Here is a 17315-nt window from a genome sequence, read left to right as displayed (position 1 = left end):
GGTGGAGGTTGATCGCAACGATGGAGGATGTGACTGAGATTATGGCGCAGGGACTTCCCAAATGGCGACGCCCATGTGGTAGCGCTCGTGATTCAAGGATGATTTGGAATACCAGGCGGTGACGATCTTGCCGTCGGTGCGCTGCACGCTGCTGGGGTAGCCGCAGTCGGATTCGAGGGTGCTGGCGAGGCGCACTGGCTCGCTCCACGTCTTGCCTTCATCACTGCTGAGTTTGGCCAGCACGCCGGTCTTGCCTTTGATGCGGCTGCCATAAGCGAGCAGCAGGCGGTGGTCATGGAGGCGCAGTAGATGGCCGTTGATCTCGTTTTTCGCGGTGACGCGCTGCGGTTCACTCCAGGTCGCGCCGTCGTCTTCAGACATGAAGAGATCCATCGCGGTTTCGCGTGCGGCGGCCAGCCAGCGCTTGCCGCCGAGGTGCAGCAGCGTGGTTTCGTTGCTCTTGGGGCCGATGATGGCGGTGCGCTGCCAGGTTTTGCCATCGTCAGCGCTGCGGAAGTGCCAGGAGCGGTAGCCTTGGGTCTTGGTGCTCTTCGTCGGGTCGGTAAATTCGCCGCCGTAGCAGGAAACGTGCAGCGCGCCGTCCGCGCCCTGCTTGATGTCGCCAAACGGGATGTAGTTGGTCCAGCCTTCGTCAGGTGCGGGGAAGGACGTTGATTGTGACCACGTTTTGCCGCCATCGCTGCTGCGGCAGACCCATGATGAGAGAATGTCATCGCGGAAGACAGCTTGTTTGGGTCGCTGCGGTTGCTGCACATCGGTCCAGCCGGAGCAGAGCACCAGCAGGTCACCGTTCTTGGCGAGACCGGCGGCGACGTTCATGCGGTTGGTGTGCGGCGCGTTCGGCGCGGGGATGCCGCGTTTGGCCCATAACTCGCCATTGGGGCTGTTCCAGCACTCGGCGGCGCCCTCCATCTGCCCGTGGCTCGGTTTGCCGAAGATGGTGGTGTTGATGCTGCCATCGGGCAGCAGCGTGAGGTTTGGCCACGCGCAGACGTTGTCGATGGCGACGAAGCGCTGGATGCTCGGCGGGGTGAGTTCCTCGCCGTAAAGCGAAGTCAGGGCGAGGAGCAGCGCGAGGTGGATGGCCTTCATAAAGAGTTAATCAGCAAAGCGAATCGCATACATGTCGGCGTCCTTCGTCTTCACGCGAAAACGGATGGTCTGGCCGGAGAGTTTGGAGACATAGTGCTGCTGGCATATGAGGAATGGGATGGATGGCAAGAATGTGTCAGCCGAGATCGGTGAAAATTTCGGCGATGGCGACGGCACGGCCATTTTCCGCCCGACTGCGAATGCCTGCGATGATGACGGCCATGAGTTCGACGGTTTCGTCAAAGGGCAGGGGACGCTCGCCGGTGCGCAGCATGTCAATGAAGGCGACGAGCTGGCCGCGGAAGGCGTGGTAGGTGTCGGTGAGTTTCAGAGCAAGATCGCTCTTTGTGCCATAGAGATGCACTGCGCCGAAGCTGCCATAGGCATCGTGCAGCGCTCCGATCGTGATTTTGACGCCGCTGCGATGCGTGAGGTGCATCACGTCGCCACCAGCGTCGCTGTGCGCCTGCACGGTGAGAAATCCCGGCCCCAGGAGTGGTTCGACGGCTTCGAGGGCGTGAATGCCGTAACGTTCCCAGGTTTTGCAGGTGAAACTGGTGATCCAGCGCAGCTCGCCGAGTTGTGTGCGCTGGTCATCATTCAAGCGCAGCTCTGGCGCATAGCGCATGCCGCTGGTGGAGAGCATGACCTTGCCCTCGCGATGCCACTGCACGAACTGCCGCAGGTCGGCGATGTTCGTTGCCATCGGCTTGTCGATGAAGATGGGCAGACCTGCATCAATGAAAGGTCGCGCACGCCGGACGTGATCATTGCCATCGTCTGTCGCGATCACGACCGCATCGACGTGGCCGATCACATCTTCGGGCTGGCTGACGACGTGCTTGATCAAACTCGCCGCTGCCACTTTCGGCGCATCTGCGGGATCGTCCGTCCAGATGTGCGTCACGCGTGCGCCCGGGATGCGGATGGCTTCGAGCGGCTGTTTGCTCATGTAGGCGATGATGCCTGCATACGGGCACTTCGCCATCTCCTCCGGGTTGTAGCCATTGACGATGCCGCTCCACGAATACGGATGGCCGTTGCCCTCGATCATGCCGAGCATCGCGAGGCGCAGTTCATGGCTGCGCAGTTGAGAGTGGTGAGTTGATGGTTGCTGGCCTGACATGCGGAGGATCTGGTTTTTTTCAGGCTATCAACCATCAACTTCCGACCATCAACTCATGAAATGTCGATGGGCAGGCCGGTGGCGGCGGATTCGAGGGCGGCACAGTTGAAGCGCAGCGTTTGCACGGCCTCGTCAAAGGTGCAAAGCGCGGTGGCTTGGCCCTCCATGCCATCCAGGAAGGCGTTGGCCTGGGCGGTGAACAACTCGTCGCGTTCCAGCGGGGCGGTGGGATGCCAGGTCCAATCTTGGTCTCCCAGTTTCATGCTGCCCCAGCGCTGGGCGGGGGATTCGATGCGGATGCTGCCGTGTTCGCAGTGGATCTGCATCGTGGCCTCGTTGGGGGCCTGGAACTGCGTCATCGCATAGCTGGCGAGGACGCTGCCATGACGTGCGGTGATGTTCACGGTGTCCTCGACCGTCACGCCATCGAGCCGTTGATGCGCGGCGTCGCAAAACACCCGTGTCATCGGGCCGATGAGCCATTCCATGGCGTTCACCAGATGCGTGAGCGCGTCCTGAATCGCGCCGCCGCCGGTTGCGTGGCGGGTGTAATAGATTTCGCGATAGGCGGGCCGAAACGTGGGGAAATGCTGCCCGGCGTTGACGCTGGCATGCAGCGGCCTGCCGAACGTGCCTCGCTGTAAAAAATCGCGGGCGGCGGCGACCCACGGGAAACTGTGGAAGACGTACGCAACCGCAGTGAAGCGGGCGCTGCTGGCGATGGCACTGCGAGTTGCCGCAATCTCATCCAGGGTGACGGCGAGCGGTTTTTCGATCAGCAGTGCGGCACCGTGGGCGGCGCCCTCCCTCGCAATGGCGAGATGCGTGTGCGCGGGAGTGCAAATGACGAACGCGTCGAAGTGCCTGCCAGCAAGCGCCTCCTTGAGACTGGTGAAGCCAGGTGCGTTGTAGCGCTGGCTGACTTCGGCCAGCAGCTTCGCATTGGCATCACAGACACTGACTGCGCAGCGGCCAGTGGTTTGGAAGCAGCGCAGATGCCGCTCGCCGATGCTGCCGCAGCCGATGATGAGGATGGAATGCATGGATGGATGGAGTAAACGCGGTGCCGACACTTGGCCAAGACGATTCATTGGGTCTGGTCATAGAACCAGAGCATGAGATTACTCCGCCGCCTGCCGAGTCACGCGCATTTTTTGAAACGGCACGCTGTCGCAGACGGCGAGGATGAGGTCCTGGAAGCGGTTGCCGGCGGCATTGGCCTGGCGCAGGATTTCCTGCACGGCGGGTTTGTCAGAGTATTCGAGGCCGCGTCCGAGCGCATAGATGAGGAGGTTTTCAGCGAGGTTTTTGACGAACTGGCCGCTCATGTCGCGCACGAGGATGGCGCGCAGTTCGGCGAGGTTGGCGAAGGTCTGGCCGCGCACAAGGGTGCCGGCGGCGTCGATGGGCTGCTTCTTCTCCTGATCGCGCCAGCGACCGATGGCGTCGTAGTTTTCAAAGGCGAAGCCCATGGGGTCAAGGTAGGCATGGCAGCCAGCGCAGGAGGCGTTGCTGCGGTGCTCGGCGAACTGCTGGCGCAGCGTGAGATTGGATTTGCGGGCCTTTTGCTCATCCAGCGGCGGCACACCGCCGGGAGCGGGCGGCGGTGGGGTGCCGAGGATGTTTTCGAGCAGGTACTTGCCGCGCTTCACCGGCGAGGTGCGCGTGGGGTTGGAGGTGAGCGTGAGAATGCCGCCCTGGGTGAGGAGGCCGCCGCGTGGCGTGCCTTGCAGCGAGACTTTCTGATATTTGTCGCCCTTCACGCCAGTGATGCCGTAGTGGCGGGCCAGCTTTTCATTGAGGAAGGTGTAGTCGGCGTTGAGGAATTCGATGATGCTGCGGTTGTCGCGCAGGATGTGGTCAAAGAACATCTGCGACTCCTTTTTCATGGCGTAGCCCATGCCGCCTTTCCACTCGGGGAAGGCACGTTCGCTGGGAGAGACGAGGTCCATGTCGCGCAGTTGCAGCCACTGCCCGGCGAAGTCTTCGGTGAGGCTCCAGCCACGCCAGTCGCTGATCATGCGCTTCACCTCGGCGGCGAAGTTTTTGCGCAGCTCACCTTTGGCCGCGAGCTGCATGAGACGTTCGTCAGGTGGTGCGGACCAGAGGAAAAACGCGAGGCGTGAGGCGAGGCTGTATTCGTCAATGAGGGCGACGCCGTGGTTAACTTCACCCACCGGCTGCGGTGAGCCGCGATAGATGAAGGCGGGCGAGACCAGCATACCGCGCAGCACATAACCGAGGGCATCCAGCGGCGGCAGGCCTTCCTTGAGCGCCAGCGTGGCAAAGCCCTGCCATTTGGCCTGCTCCCCGGTGCTCATGGGACGGCGGAACAGGCGCATGCCGAGTTTTTCGACCAACGCGGGGATGTTCGTGGCAGCGCTGCCGCCAGGCTGATCGACCGGGCCTTCAATCGTGAGCTGATGCAGCCAGAAGTTGCGATCTTGTTGGTTTTTTTCGTCGTAGAAGTCATTCAGGAACCACACCTGGATTTCATGTTTGCCGGCGGGCAGATCGGCTTCGGCCTTGAACCACTGCGGGGCCTGGTCTTTGGCGGTGACGGCAAACGAGCCGACGTTTTTGCCGGCGAGACGCACATCGAACTTCGCCGGCTCGCTGCCAGCCTGCTGGGCACCGGCTTTGATAATGAAGCGATACTTGCCGGGCGTCTCGATCTCGACGGGGTGCTTCACATAACCACTGCTGGGGAGGAGGATGGCGCCGGTGTCGCGGCTGGCCTCGCCTTCACCGCGATCGAAATCCTCGCCGCTGAGTTTCATGGCCGGCGCACCGGCAGGTTTGCCATCGAGCAGCCATTGCACCAGGCGGGTGCCACGCGGCGGCAGCAGGCCGAAGGGGCCTTCGATGTCGATCTTGTCGAGGGCGAGGTTGCGGTCGCGCTTGTCGGGATCAGGGTTCTGCGAATCACTGAAATCATTGAGAAACCGCACCACGATTTTGTGATCACCGCCTTTGAGCGGGACTTCCTGGCGAATCGTCTGCCACGGGCCGTTGTCGCCGTGATAACGTGCGGTGACATCAAACGTGCCGAGTTCCTTGTCATCGACCCGCAGGGCCACTTTGGCCGCATCCGGGCCTGCCTGCGTGGCGGAGAGGCGAAACTTCAGCTCGTAGGTGCCGGTGGCGGGCGCGGTGAACTTGGTCGCGGCATCAGCGTTGCTGTGAAACCAGCGCACGCCCTCCCATTCCTTCGTTTCGCCTTTCTGATTCCAGAATTTTTTCGCGCCCAGCTCCAGATCGACACGTTCGACAGCGGAGGTGTCCAGGGCCTTGTCGGCAACGAGACTGGCCGCACGAAGGTACTTTTCCATCAGCAGGGGCGAGATGGTGAGCACATCGCCGATGTTGTCGTAGCCGTAGCCGGTGTCGTCGGGTGGAAAATCATTGGCCGGTTTCATGTCCACCAGCAGCGCGTCGCGGATGGTGTTGTTGTATTCGGTGCGGTTGAGGCGGCGGTAGGTGATGTGGCCGGGATCAATTTTCTGCGGGTCGAACCAGAACACGGTGCTGTCGATCCAGGCGACGATCTCGTCGCGCTCCGGGAGTGATGGCTTGTCCTTCTTCTCCGGCGGCATCACATGCGTGACGAGCTGCTGGCGTGCGTGATCCCACAGCGCCTTGTCCGCGATCAGCTTCGAATACTCGGGGTATTCGTCCAAGGCGAAGTCGCCCTTGTCCGTGCCGTCGCCGTGGCAGTCGTAGCAGTACTTTTGCAGCAGTGGCAGGATGCGTTTGGCGTAGGCGTCCTGGCCGCGCTCAGCGGCGGCAAGCAGGGATGGAATCGCGATGAAGGCGAGGATGAAGCGGCGGCGCATGAACGGCAGGAAATTTTGGGGTGTAGAAGTAACGCATCCAGCATGGCATGGATTGCGTGGAAAGCATGCCACCAGGATTGTGATTGCCATGGCGGCTGATGGGTTCCATGAAAGGCTCCATTCATCCGCATCATTCATGGCAGCATCAGCACTCGAACTCGGCAAAGCCTTCCTCACTGAAAACTCCGGCAAACCGGGCATCACCACGACCGCCAGCGGTCTGCAATACGAGGTCTTGCGCGATGGCACCGGCCCAAGCCCGAAGGCGAAGGACACCGTGGTGGTGAACTATCGCGGCACGCTGCTCAACGGCGTCGAATTTGACAGCTCCTACCTCGCCGGGCGCGAACCGGCGGAGTTCCCGCTGAAACGTGTGATCAAAGGCTGGACCGAGGGCCTGCAATTGATGAAGGAAGGGGCGAAATTCCGCTTCTTCATCCCGCCGGAGCTTGCGTATGGCAAACGTGGCGCGGGAATCGACATCGGCCCAAACGAGACGCTGATCTTTGAGGTGGAACTGCTGAAAGTCTGGGTGGACTAGGCGCGATTGCTCTGCCCGCATGAATCAAATCGACCTCAATGACAGAGTGGCCATCATCACCGGCGGTGCGCGTGGCATCGGCTTTGCCATCGCTGAACGGCTGCTTCAATCCGGTGCCCACGTCTGCCTGTGGGACATGGATGCTGCTGCACTGGCTGCTGCCAAAGGCGAACTCACCGCTCTCGGCAAAGTTCATACCGCCACCGTGGATGTGACGAGCCTGGCATCGGTCGAAGCCGGAGCAGCTTCCACGATTGGCGCTTTTGGCAAGATCGACATCCTCGTGAACAACGCGGGCATCGCCGGAACGAACGCGAAGACTTGGGAAACCGACCCTGTCGAATGGCAGCGTGTGATGGCGATCAATCTGAACGGTCCGTTCCATTGCTGCCATGCGGTGGTCCCGCACATGCTCAAGAACGGCTACGGACGCATCGTGAACATCGCCTCCATCGCGGGGAAGGAAGGCAATCCGAACGCCGCGCACTACAGCGCCTCGAAGGCCGGTGTGGTCGCTTTGACCAAGTCGCTGGGCAAAGAACTCGCTACCAGCAACATCATCGTCAATGCCGTGACGCCTGCGGTGATCGAGACCGACATCCTGAAGCAGCTCACGCAGCAGCACATCGACTACATGCTCTCGAAGATCCCGATGAACCGTTTTGGCAAGAAGGAGGAAGCGGCGGCGCTCGTTGCGTGGCTGAGTTCCGAGGATTGCTCGTTCACGACCGGTGCCGTGTTCGATTTGTCCGGCGGCAGAGCGACCTACTGATCGTTTTGGCCAAAACGCCGCGTAATCAGGCCATGTCCCTGATCACCGAAGAAAACGCGAAGCCCGGATCGAACGACTGGCAGCTCACGCGCATGCGCCTCGACAAGAACGAGGGCTTTCGTTCACCTTTGATCGAAGGTTACTGCTCGCGGCAGTCGGTGAGAGCAGGGGAATCGCTCGACATTTTCGTCAGCACGCAGCCTGCGGCTCGCTTCAAGATCGAGATCTTCCGCACGGGCTACTATGGCGGACGTGGCGCACGTCTGATGACGGAACTCGGGCCATTCGACGGCAAAGAACAGCCCGTGCCCGAAATTGGTGACAAGCGCTTGCGTGAATGCCGCTGGGAGAAGACGACCTCGCTCACGATTCCGGCGGATTGGGTGAGCGGAGTATATCTCGGCCGGCTGACGACCCTGCCCGCGTCGAAGGACGAGCCGTACTGGCAAAGTTACATCGTCTTCATCGTCACCGACGACCGCAAGGCGGACATCCTGTTTCAATGCAGCGACAACACCTGGCAGGCCTACAATCGCTGGCCGGACAATTACTCGCTCTATACCGACCCGAAGGGCAACCAGGGTGCTACAGCGGATGTCAGTTTCGACCGACCGTATGCGAAGTATGCGCAGATCTACGAGAATCCGCAGTCGGTGGGCAGCGGCGAGTGGCTGTGCTTCGAATTTCCCGCCGCCTACTGGCTGGAGAAGGAAGGCTACGACGTGACCTACTGCTCAAACGCCGATATGATCACGCCGGATCACGGTTTGAAGTGCAAAGTTTTCATCAGCATCGGCCACGACGAGTATTGGGACATCCGCCAGCACGACAGCGTGGCAAAGATGCGCGATGCAGGCGTGAACCTGCTCTTCCTCTCCGGCAACTCCGTCTGCTGGGTCACGCCCTTTGCACCCAACGCCGTCGGCGAGCCGAATCGACGTATCTTTCGCGGCGGTCCCTATGGCGGTGACTACAAGTATGCCGTGGATCGCGAGAAGGACTACGGCCCCTATCCGCATCGCGGCCCGGATGAAGGTTATCTCATGGGCGTGCGCAACATCGACCCTGTGAACGGCGGCGGCGACTGGATCTGCACGAAGCCCGAGCATTGGATCTTTGAAGGCACCGGTATGAAGCAAGGCGACTCCATCCCCGGTATGATCGGCTGGGAATACCACGGCGATCCTCCCAAAGACATCCCCAGCCTGGAGATCGTGGCGGGTGGCACTGCCTTCCAAGGCGGCCGCAATCCGCAGCAGTGGCAGGCGGTCATCTTCGACGGCCCCAAGAACAACTTCATCTTCAACGCCTCCACCATCTGGTGGGCGCAGGGTTTGAGCAAACCACCAGGCCACATGCCGGTGTGGAGCCATTACTCACGTCCGCATGGCACGGACCAGCGCGTGCAGCGCATCACGGCGAATCTGCTGAAGCGGGCGATTGGAGGATAGGCCTCCGGCCTGTCCACGGATCGAGGCTTCCAGCCTTCAATCAGATAACGGCTGGAAGCCTCGATCCGTGGACAGCCGAAACGGCTATCCTCCAATCACGCGAGGATGTCCTTCGCCACCACGCCATGCACGTCGGTGAGACGGAAATTCCTTCCTGCATACCGATACGTCAGCCGCTCGTGATTGATGCCAAGTAGATGCAGCACCGTGGCGTGCAGATCATGCGTCGTGATGATGCCCGTCTCAGCGGTGTCGCCCATGTCGTTCGTGCTGCCGTATTTGAAACCGCCTTTCACGCCGCCGCCGGCCATCCACATGGTGTAGCCGCCGCCGTTGTGGCCGCGGCCGTTGTAGGGCTCGTTGTCGTAGCCGCTGCCGCGTCCGAATTCGCCACCCCAGAGGATGAGGGTGTCTTTGAGCATGTCGCGCTGCTTGAGGTCGGCGATGAGGCCCGCGATGGGTTTGTCGATGGAGGTGGCCTGACGAGTGATGCCTTCGCGGAGCTGCTGATGGTGGTCCCAGCCGGTGCTGGTGAGCTGGATGAATCGCACGCCTTTCTCGGCCATGCGGCGGGCCATGAGGCACTGTGTGCCGAAGCGCTCGGTTTCGCCGTCATCAAGACCGTACATGTCGCGGATATGCTGCGGTTCCTTATCGAGATCGAGCACGTCGGGCACGCTGGTCTGCATCTTGTAGGCGAGTTCGTAGCTCTGAATGACACCTTCGAGTTCGGGATTGCCCGGATCGCCAGTCAGGAGGCGACGGTTGGCTTTTTGGATGAATTCGATCTGCTTGCGCTGCTGCGCGTCGCTGAGGCGGCCATTCGAGAGATCAGGAACGCCGCCACCACCGCTGCTGAGGCGTGTGCCTTGGAAACTGGCGGGCAGGAAGGCCGAGCCATAGTTCATCGCGCCGCCGGTGTCGGCCACGGGGTTGATCGTGACAAAGCCGGGCAGGTCTTCCGCTTCGGTGCCGAGTCCATAGACGATCCACGCGCCCATCGAAGGCCGCACAAACGTCTCGCTGCCGATGTGCAGCGCCACCGTGGCCATCTGATGCGCGTTGGTGCGTGTCTGCATGCCGTTGAGCAGGCACAGATCGTCCGCGTGCTTGGATAGCTCGGGGAAGGCATCGGAGATCATGAGTCCGCTCTTCCCACGCGGCTTGAACTCAAACGCGGAGCCCATGTACTTCTGAATCTTCTGCTCCTCGGCTTTCGCGAGCTCCGGCTTGTAATCAAACGTGTCCAGATGGCTCGGCCCGCCCTGCATGAACATGAAGATCACCCGCTTCGCCTTCGGTGCGAAGTGCGGTGGCTTCGGGGCGAGCGGATTGATCGTCTTCGGCGGCGCAGCAGCATTTGCCCACTGCTGATGCAGCGCATTGAAGGCCAGCCAGCCGAAACCAGCGCTGGTGGATTGGAGGATGTGGCGGCGTGTGGTCATGATGCTATTGGCGTGAACTTGAACGCGGCAGCGTCGTGGAGTGCGGTGACAGAGATGCGAGGGCGAAGCCTCGCATCGTCGGCACCGCTTTCGATGGTCGTACTGGCTTCCGAACACCTGTGAACGTTCGAAAGCGGCGTCGCCGATGCCGGATGGCTCCGGCATCTCTGCCGCACGCACTCCACGACGCTGCCGCGCATTCGAAAAGGCCAATTGCTGTCGATCTCGGTTTCATATCAAAACACATATCGGAACTCGGCTGTTCCCAGAAGTGCCTGCACGAGCGTTTGGAGGTCGAGTTCTGCTGCGTCGCCGCTTTCTTCGATGGATGGCTCGCGGCCCAAGACGAGACGATAGACGGCTTTCACGTCCTTTCCGGCTTTATCGGCGATCTCAGCCGCGAGTTCCTCGACGAGCGGGTTGTTCATGAAAAAGAGGGCCTGGGGGGCGACGGTGGTGACATCGCGCTGGCCTTTGATTTGGGTGGGGCCGGGGAAGTCGAAGGTGCTGAAAAGTTCGGGGATGTTGTCGCGGACGACGGGGAGGAAGATGGTGCGATACGGGTCTTCGACGCTGAGCAGACCGCGTGTGACGCCGTGACGGCCTTTGCCGCCGGTGCCAGCGACTTGGATGCCTTCGGGACGGTCGAAGGTAAGTTTTCCGGCGAGTTGCAGGAGCGTGTCGCGCAGGGGTTCGAGTTCGAGACGCTTGGGGTTTTGACGCCAGCGGAGTTTGTTGCCGGCGTCGGGATGCTCGGGGTTGCCGGTGGTGGCGAGGCGATAGGTGCGGCTGAGCATCATCACTCGGATCATTTTCTTCACGCTCCAGCCGCCTTCGACGAAGCGGATGGCGAGGTGGTCGAGCAGCTCGGGATGCGTGGGATCAGCGCCGGTGATGCCGAAGTCATCGGGCGTGCGCACGAGGCCCTCGCCGAAAAGATGCTGCCAGAGGCGGTTCACCATGACGCGTGAGGTGAGCGGATGCGTGGGCTGCGTCATCCATTGCGCGAGTTCCATGCGACCCGATGCTTTCGGCGGGATGTTCGGCAGCGGTGGCAACGCGGGCATGTTCATTTTGCCGCGATCTGGCGCGGCTTCGCGTTCAAAGGGATCGCCGCCGACGGCGAGTTCGCAGTCTTTGATCTCGCCTTCGATGACGCCCATGCAGAAGTGCGGGTCGTGGTCGTAGCGGATGGTTTCCTTCGGATTGCCGAGTTCGCGGAGGTCATCCATCGAATGCAGACCGGCGGGCAGTTTGGTGGGCGGGCCGACGGGTTCATCGAGCGCGGTGGGCAGATCCACGAGCGCCTCGGGGCTGACGTAACCGCCCGCGACACCTTCGTTGCGGTTCGGCGTGCCGCTGAGCGTGCGGCTGCTGTAAAAGATGCCCGCGAGCGCATAGTAGTCCTTTTGGCTGACAGGCTCGGTTTTGTGATCGTGACAGCGTGCGCAGGCGATGGTGATGCCGAGGAAGGCGCGGGAGACGACGTCAATCTGGTCATCGACCTGATCGAGGATGTACTGCTCGTAGCTGCCCTCCTGGACGTTCATGCTGCCGAGCGCCAACATGCCGGTGCCGACGATCTGATCGCGGCGCTGAAGCACGTTCTTCGCAGGCATCAAATCTCCGGCGATCTGTTCGGCGACGAAGCGGTTGTAGGGCTTGTCGGCGTTCAATGAATCGATGACCCAGTCGCGATAGCGCGCGGCATACAAAAACGGTGCATTCCACACGCGGCCCACGCTGTCGGCATAACGAACGACATCGAGCCAATGCCGCGCCCAGCGCTCGCCGAAGCGTTCCGATTGCAGAAACGCGTCCACGACTTTCGCAAAGGCGAGGTCATCGGGTGAAGGATCGCGCAGGAAGGTATCGATCTCCGTTTGAGAAGGCGGCAGGCCGCGTAGATCGAAGGACGCACGGCGGATGAGGATGGCGCGTGGCGCATCGCCGATGGGGCGGAGGTTTTCCTTTTCGAGACGAGCCAGGATGAAGCGATCAATGTCGTCCTTCGGCCACGCGGTGTCTTTGGTGGCGGGGATCGCCGGACGCTGGAGGCGCTGATAGGACCAGGGCGTGGGGTTTTCGTACTTCTCGGCGGCTTGGGATGAAAGGCAGGTCAGAAGAAGGAGCACCGCAGAGATTGGATAACCGCAGAGGTTTCGCAATGGCGAGCCGGAGGCTCCCGAGAGATTAGCCGGTGGTGAAGTGAGGCTTGGCGAGCGAGAACCACCGGATCGAGAACGAGAAACGATCACCGAATCAAAGTTGCGCCCTGGAAGGGCGCGAGAAGCCAACGCCAACCCAGCGCAACCGTCATGGTCGAATCGTTCCCTTCTCGCGCCCTTCCAGGGCGCGGTGAATGTGAAACCTGGGCGTGTTGGCGTGGTCCGGTAGTTCTCACTCGCTTCGCTCGTTTCACCACCGGCTAATTTCTTTCGAGCCTCCGGCTCGGCTGGTAGGCCGTAGGCCGGATGTGTTTGGCGGAGAGGGCGTGGCAACATCTCCGACATTCTTCGCCAAACTATCCGGCTTCGATGGATGTGGCTGGCTCCAACGCCCACGAACCAGTCGGATAGTTCGGCGAAGGTCACTTTGAGTGTCAGCGATGTCCAATGCGCCGAACACATCCGACCTACGATCATGCGGCTGCCACGATTCATTTCGCGCCTCCTTTCGCTTTCAGCCACGCGCTCAGCGCTTTCACATTCTGCGTGAAGTCGAGGCTGTAGATCACGCCACCGGCTGGCTTTTGCTTTTTGCCGTTCGCATCGCGCATGACGCCGCGTTCGTCGTCGGTGACGGGCCAGGAGCCGTTGGGGTTTTGTTCGGCGAGGATGGTCTGGATGTCTTTGTCGGTGGGCGGGGAGGACCAGCGCTCTTTTTCGGTGCGGGGGAAGGCGGCCTTTTCACCACGGGCGATCTGGCTGCCGGTGGCTTGCAGGGCGTCGAGTTCGCTGTCCCAGACCCAGCCGTAGTTGGAGGAGGCTTTTTTGTCGGAGTAGGTCAGCTCGAAACCTTTGCCGCCGGGGCCGCGCTCGAAATAGAGGGGCTTGTTGGTGTTGAGTTCGTAGAAGCGGGCGAGCTGGTTCCCAGGCAGGAGCACGGTGCGGAAGTAGGTGATGGCTTTGGCGACGGGCGGGAGGTATTTTTTGTCGCCCGTGGCGGCGGCGAGTTTCAACAGCGCCCACATGGCGGCCTGGCTTTCGCGACCGCTGATGGCGGTGGGCTCGAACTGGCGGCTCCACACGGGCTGCATCTCGGCGTTGTATTGCTGACCCCAGGCGGGCTGCGGATCGGGCATCTGCGCGGTGACGAGGAAATCGCCGCCGCGCTTCGCTGCATCAAGGTATTTTTGATCGCCACGAAGCTGCCAGGCGAGCAGCAGCGTGCTCATGAGCGTGGCGTGCGTGTTGTCATTGAGGACATAGCATCCAGTAAAATCCTTCGGCCACTTGCGCGGCCAGTCGGCGGGGTAGTTGCCAGGCTTGATCGGATACTTGTCCGCAGACGGTGGCGAGGTGGGCGCGTCGTCGAAATTCGCGCTCCAACCACCCGCCGGATACTGCGTCATGATGATGGTGTGCAGCGCGAAGTCGGCGGCTTCTTTGATCTCGGCGTCCTTGCCACCGAGCGCGTGATCCACGCGCACAAGCAGTCGCGTAGCGGCCTGGGAGACATCGTCGTCGTAGGTGGAGTAGTTGTTCTTCTCCTGACGCCGCCAGTTGTGCCAGCCCGCCTCGCGCGTGGCGGTTTGCGTTCGTGGAATGAGCTTTCCGTCCGCATCACGACGATAGAGCTTCGATTCGCGTCCTTTGGCATCGAAATGCCCCGAGTAGTCCCAACCGCCCGATGCGAGCTGCGTGCGCGAAACACACCGCGCGGCCTCCACGGCGGCTGCAAGGCACTTTTCATCCTTCGTGGCCTCATAAGCATCCAGCATCGCCATCCCGACCGCAGGCGTGCCCGGCGGCTGAATCCAGATCGTGTCCGGGCCGGGAATGCCTTCCGCTTCGCGCAGGGTGAAGTCGGCGCTGTAGCGGTAAACATATCCGCCGTGGGCCGCTGCTTTGGAGTGGTAGAAACTGACGGCCTTGATCGCCGCTGCGGAGACTTCGGCTGGTGTCGCGGCCGTCGCCAGCGACGGAATGACGAAGGCCGAGATCAGAATGACGATAGAATGACGAAAGCCGAATGAGGAAGATTGCATGATGAGTGTGGATCAATATCTGCTGAAGCTTCCATCTTGCTGGAAGTCGACGTGTTTGCGGCCTGGAAACGTAATGCAAATCTGCGGTCCGGGTTCTCCATTGAAACCGCGTGCTGTTGAGTTTGGTATTGTTTTCAATTCAACGCCGAGATCGAACTCCCACGTTGAGTCAGTAGCATTCTGGAAAGAAAGCCTGCTCAGGCTTCTGCCAATCAAAAGCTTTTTAGCTTTAGAGCATATATCATGCAGCTTCGAGCTGACATCATCCCAAGGCGTTGATTCAAGTGGCAGCCCGATTTCGTCACTCAGCACTAGTTGACCATGTTGATATATCTGCCAGCGGCAGGAGTGCAGCCAAACAAAGTGTTGTCGTCGCAAAACGCTGCCCCAAAAGCCTGACTTTATCAGCGTTAATTCGACCATCGTGGCTTTATCATCGCTAACGTCAGTTACTCGTAGGCCAACCAACCGATTTAGCGTGTTTGGCAGCACACTCATAAGACTTGGGACTTTATTAAACCAAGCTCACTCCGCCTTGATCCCGACGTTCTTGTTCCCGTTGTCGCGGACGGCATCGACGATTTCGTGGAGGGACTTGAGCGGGGTGTCGGGATCGCCGGAGACGATGACTTTGGCACCGGGGTGGTCGGGGAGGAAGGTGCTGAGGTGGCCGCGGAGGCCGCTGATGGGCTGCTTTTCGCCGTTGATCAGGACGGTGTCACCGTTGGCGGTGACGTGCATGGTGATGACCTCGCTGCTTTTCACGGAGGCGGTGTCGCCTTCGCCTTTGCGCGTCTTGGTGCTGCCTTCGCCGTCGCGTGAACTCGTTCGGGGCTTTTCGCCGTCACGCTCGCCGGTGCGTGGCTTCTCGCCATCACGCTCGCCGGTGCGAGGCTTCTCGCCATCGCGTTCGCCGGTCCTGGGTTTCTCGCCGTCTTTCATGCCAGTTTTTTTGGTGCCTTCGCCATCTCCGCTTCCGGTTTTTTTGGTACCGCCTTCGCCATCACCGGTGCCGGGCTTTTTGACTCCGCCTTCACCGTCTCGCATGCCGGGTTTCTTGGTTCCGCCGTCGCGTTCGGCGGAGGGTTTTCCGCCTTCACGTTCGCCGTCCTTCATGGCGGGCTTTTTGTCGGACTTTTCGGACGGGTCGGATGCGCCGGGCTTTTTGATGGTTTCGCCGCCACGGACTTTGGCGGGGACTTCTTTTTCCTGCGCACGGGCGGTGGTGAAGGAATAACAAACGAGGACGCTGAGCGTGAGGACGAGCAGCATTTGCAGCACGGGCTGGCGGGTGGTTGGGTGCGTGATCATGAGGATGCGTTGGCGCAGGGTGGGGTGGTTGCGCACACATGGAGCCAACCCTGCAATGGCCGGTGGTGCGAAAAAGGTCTCCTGAATGCGGAGGAGCGTGTGCCCGTAGTCCAGACGCTCGGCGGGCGAGAGCAGCGCGAGCGCCCCGGCATCGCAACGCAGCTCACGGTCGGCCTGGAAGCGCGACACGACGAACCATACGAGCGGATTGAACCAATGCAGCGCCTGCACGGCGATGGCGGCCCAGTTCCAGAGCAGATCACGCTGCTTCACATGCAGCAGCTCATGCAGGAGAACGTGGCGCAGGCTGCGATTGTCGAAACAGCACTCCCAATCTTCCGGCAGCAGCAGCTTTGGCCTGCGGACGCCGACCATGGCCGGCGTGGTGCCTGCGGGCATGAGGATGATCTCTGGCGAGGGGATGCGGAGAAGAGAGGTGAGAAGTGAGAGGTGAGAAGTGAGAAGCGGGTCGTTGGAGCGAGGACGACGGCGAAGGAAGGAATCGAAGCGATGCTGGCGGAAGAAGGCCATGGCGAGGACTGCGACGGCACCCGTGAGCCAGAGGGCGAGGAGGGCTTGTGCAAGGCTGAATGTTGAATGACGAACGTCTGCGGGGGCCGAAATGTCGGAGCGCGAGTGTGTTGGCAGACCACTCGCCACTTCTTCCGAGGCGGTGGGAGTGATGGCAGGCTTGGTGGACGGCGATGCGCTGGGGAGATCAGGCGAGTAGGCATTCGCCATACTCGCGCTCCGCGGGAACCAGCCGCCGAGGCCGAAGCCGGCGGGGATGAAGGCGGGCAACATGAGCTTCATGCCGACGAGCATCCAAAGGCCGATACGCCACGCGGGACTGAGGCGAGCGCCGAGCATCAGGCGCAGGCCGAGCACAGCGAGAATCAAGATGCTGGCCTCAAGGGAGGTGCGCAGGAGCCAGTGGAGAAGGGCGTCGGTGCTCATGGTGCGGTGAATGATTGAAAGTGGAACTGCGGATGGGGGCGGCTTCTAACTTCTCACGTCTGACTGCTGACGAGGGCGGATGGATCAAGGACGAGTTCGAGTAGGAGGACGAGGACGGGAGCGGTGACTACTTTTTGAGCTTCTTCTCGGCTTCGGCGAGCATCTGACGAAGGGCGGCGAGGTCATCTTTCGACACTTCTTCCCGCTCCATCATCCCGGCGACGAAGGGCGTGAGGCGGCCGTTGAAGACGCGGTCAAGGAAACTGACGCTCTCCTCATGCTGGCACTGATCCTGGGCCACGGCGGGCGAGTAACGGAACTCGCGACCGATGGCCTCCACGGCGAGCGCCCCCTTGTCCGTGAGGCGGCGGATCAAAGACTGCACGGTGCGTGGCTTCCAGTGCAGGCGACCTTCCAGATCCTTCACCACCTCCGCCAGGGTGCTGCTGCCGCGCTCCCAGAGCACCTTCATCACCGTCCATTCGGCGTCGGAGATTTTGGGAGCGGGTGGTGCTGGAGTGTGGCGTGGCATGGTGGCGGATTACAAATGTGA

General features: G+C 61.2%; 14 protein-coding genes. 3 read left to right on the top strand and 11 right to left on the bottom strand.

Annotated features, from left to right (window positions below; all coding sequences use genetic code 11):
* Window positions 1–39 precede the first annotated feature (39 nt).
* From ACKVY0_RS16640 to ACKVY0_RS16620, 5 genes are all read right to left on the bottom strand, one after another.
* On the bottom strand, window positions 40–1113 hold the full coding sequence (locus ACKVY0_RS16640; RefSeq protein WP_409215950.1) for an exo-alpha-sialidase: 1074 nt from the start codon (window positions 1111–1113) through the stop codon (window positions 40–42).
* A gap of 6 nt (window positions 1114–1119) precedes the next feature.
* Complete coding sequence (locus tag ACKVY0_RS16635) at window positions 1120–1242, bottom strand: hypothetical protein (protein ID WP_409215949.1); 123 nt, start codon at window positions 1240–1242, stop codon at window positions 1120–1122.
* A gap of 7 nt (window positions 1243–1249) precedes the next feature.
* Complete coding sequence (locus ACKVY0_RS16630) at window positions 1250–2239, bottom strand: Gfo/Idh/MocA family protein (protein WP_409215948.1); 990 nt, start codon at window positions 2237–2239, stop codon at window positions 1250–1252.
* Between the two features lie 53 nt (window positions 2240–2292).
* Window positions 2293–3282, bottom strand: coding sequence for a Gfo/Idh/MocA family protein (locus tag ACKVY0_RS16625; protein ID WP_409215947.1), 990 nt, complete (start codon window positions 3280–3282; stop codon window positions 2293–2295).
* Window positions 3283–3360: 78 nt separating this feature from the next.
* Window positions 3361–6075 carry a DUF1592 domain-containing protein gene (locus tag ACKVY0_RS16620; RefSeq protein ID WP_409215946.1) on the bottom strand — a complete coding sequence of 905 codons (2715 nt, stop codon included), beginning with the start codon at window positions 6073–6075 and terminating at the stop codon, window positions 3361–3363.
* 88 nt (window positions 6076–6163) lie between these two features.
* Between ACKVY0_RS16620 and ACKVY0_RS16615 the strand changes: the two genes are divergently transcribed.
* Genes ACKVY0_RS16615 through ACKVY0_RS16605 form a run of 3 tightly spaced genes read left to right on the top strand, consistent with a single transcriptional unit; the run spans window position 6164 to window position 8839 of the window.
* The gene (locus ACKVY0_RS16615; RefSeq protein ID WP_409215945.1) at window positions 6164–6616 is read left to right on the top strand and encodes an FKBP-type peptidyl-prolyl cis-trans isomerase; all 453 of its coding nucleotides are present in this window, start codon (window positions 6164–6166) and stop codon (window positions 6614–6616) included.
* A 19-nt stretch (window positions 6617–6635) separates the two neighbouring features.
* Window positions 6636–7388, top strand: a complete 753-nt coding sequence (locus ACKVY0_RS16610; RefSeq protein ID WP_409215944.1) for an SDR family NAD(P)-dependent oxidoreductase — start codon at window positions 6636–6638, stop codon at window positions 7386–7388.
* A 32-nt stretch (window positions 7389–7420) separates the two neighbouring features.
* Entirely contained in the window at window positions 7421–8839 is a 1419-nt protein-coding gene (locus tag ACKVY0_RS16605) for a N,N-dimethylformamidase beta subunit family domain-containing protein (protein ID WP_409215943.1), read from the top strand.
* Between the two features lie 95 nt (window positions 8840–8934).
* Here the strand turns inward: ACKVY0_RS16605 and ACKVY0_RS16600 are convergent, their stop codons facing one another.
* The 6 genes from ACKVY0_RS16600 to ACKVY0_RS16575 all read right to left on the bottom strand — a co-directional run bounded on the left by ACKVY0_RS16600 (window position 8935) and on the right by ACKVY0_RS16575 (window position 17294).
* Complete coding sequence (locus ACKVY0_RS16600) at window positions 8935–10284, bottom strand: DUF1501 domain-containing protein (RefSeq protein WP_409215942.1); 1350 nt, start codon at window positions 10282–10284, stop codon at window positions 8935–8937.
* Window positions 10285–10520: 236 nt separating this feature from the next.
* On the bottom strand, window positions 10521–12419 hold the full coding sequence (locus ACKVY0_RS16595; protein WP_409215941.1) for a DUF1549 and DUF1553 domain-containing protein: 1899 nt from the start codon (window positions 12417–12419) through the stop codon (window positions 10521–10523).
* 524 nt (window positions 12420–12943) lie between these two features.
* Window positions 12944–14494 (bottom strand): hypothetical protein, encoded by a 1551-nt coding sequence (locus ACKVY0_RS16590; RefSeq protein ID WP_409215940.1) that lies wholly within the window; start codon window positions 14492–14494, stop codon window positions 12944–12946.
* 12 nt (window positions 14495–14506) lie between these two features.
* Window positions 14507–14992 carry a hypothetical protein gene (locus ACKVY0_RS16585; protein WP_409215939.1) on the bottom strand — a complete coding sequence of 162 codons (486 nt, stop codon included), beginning with the start codon at window positions 14990–14992 and terminating at the stop codon, window positions 14507–14509.
* A 27-nt stretch (window positions 14993–15019) separates the two neighbouring features.
* The gene (locus ACKVY0_RS16580; RefSeq protein WP_409215938.1) at window positions 15020–16762 is read right to left on the bottom strand and encodes a M56 family metallopeptidase; all 1743 of its coding nucleotides are present in this window, start codon (window positions 16760–16762) and stop codon (window positions 15020–15022) included.
* Between the two features lie 127 nt (window positions 16763–16889).
* The gene (locus tag ACKVY0_RS16575) at window positions 16890–17294 is read right to left on the bottom strand and encodes a BlaI/MecI/CopY family transcriptional regulator (protein WP_409215937.1); all 405 of its coding nucleotides are present in this window, start codon (window positions 17292–17294) and stop codon (window positions 16890–16892) included.
* Window positions 17295–17315: the final 21 nt, after the last annotated feature.

Source organism: Prosthecobacter sp. (genome assembly GCF_046154365.1).
Taxonomy (GTDB): domain Bacteria; phylum Verrucomicrobiota; class Verrucomicrobiia; order Verrucomicrobiales; family Verrucomicrobiaceae; genus Prosthecobacter.
Note: the sequence above shows the minus strand (reverse complement) of the source record. Positions and strands in the feature narration are given on the sequence as shown.

What these genes read in the sequence shown, in the direction of transcription:
- ACKVY0_RS16580 (WP_409215938.1), bottom strand. Translation starts at nt 16,762, where the DNA reads ATGAGCACCGACGCCCTTCTCCACTGGCTCCTGCGCACCTCCCTTGAG.
- ACKVY0_RS16615 (WP_409215945.1), top strand. Translation starts at nt 6,164, where the DNA reads ATGGCGGCTGATGGGTTCCATGAAAGGCTCCATTCATCCGCATCATTC.
- ACKVY0_RS16640 (WP_409215950.1), bottom strand. Translation starts at nt 1,113, where the DNA reads ATGAAGGCCATCCACCTCGCGCTGCTCCTCGCCCTGACTTCGCTTTAC.
- ACKVY0_RS16610 (WP_409215944.1), top strand. Translation starts at nt 6,636, where the DNA reads ATGAATCAAATCGACCTCAATGACAGAGTGGCCATCATCACCGGCGGT.
- ACKVY0_RS16590 (WP_409215940.1), bottom strand. Translation starts at nt 14,494, where the DNA reads ATGCAATCTTCCTCATTCGGCTTTCGTCATTCTATCGTCATTCTGATC.
- ACKVY0_RS16600 (WP_409215942.1), bottom strand. Translation starts at nt 10,284, where the DNA reads ATGACCACACGCCGCCACATCCTCCAATCCACCAGCGCTGGTTTCGGC.
- ACKVY0_RS16620 (WP_409215946.1), bottom strand. Translation starts at nt 6,075, where the DNA reads ATGCGCCGCCGCTTCATCCTCGCCTTCATCGCGATTCCATCCCTGCTT.
- ACKVY0_RS16625 (WP_409215947.1), bottom strand. Translation starts at nt 3,282, where the DNA reads ATGCATTCCATCCTCATCATCGGCTGCGGCAGCATCGGCGAGCGGCAT.
- ACKVY0_RS16630 (WP_409215948.1), bottom strand. Translation starts at nt 2,239, where the DNA reads ATGTCAGGCCAGCAACCATCAACTCACCACTCTCAACTGCGCAGCCAT.
- ACKVY0_RS16575 (WP_409215937.1), bottom strand. Translation starts at nt 17,294, where the DNA reads ATGCCACGCCACACTCCAGCACCACCCGCTCCCAAAATCTCCGACGCC.
- ACKVY0_RS16605 (WP_409215943.1), top strand. Translation starts at nt 7,421, where the DNA reads ATGTCCCTGATCACCGAAGAAAACGCGAAGCCCGGATCGAACGACTGG.
- ACKVY0_RS16585 (WP_409215939.1), bottom strand. Translation starts at nt 14,992, where the DNA reads ATGAGTGTGCTGCCAAACACGCTAAATCGGTTGGTTGGCCTACGAGTA.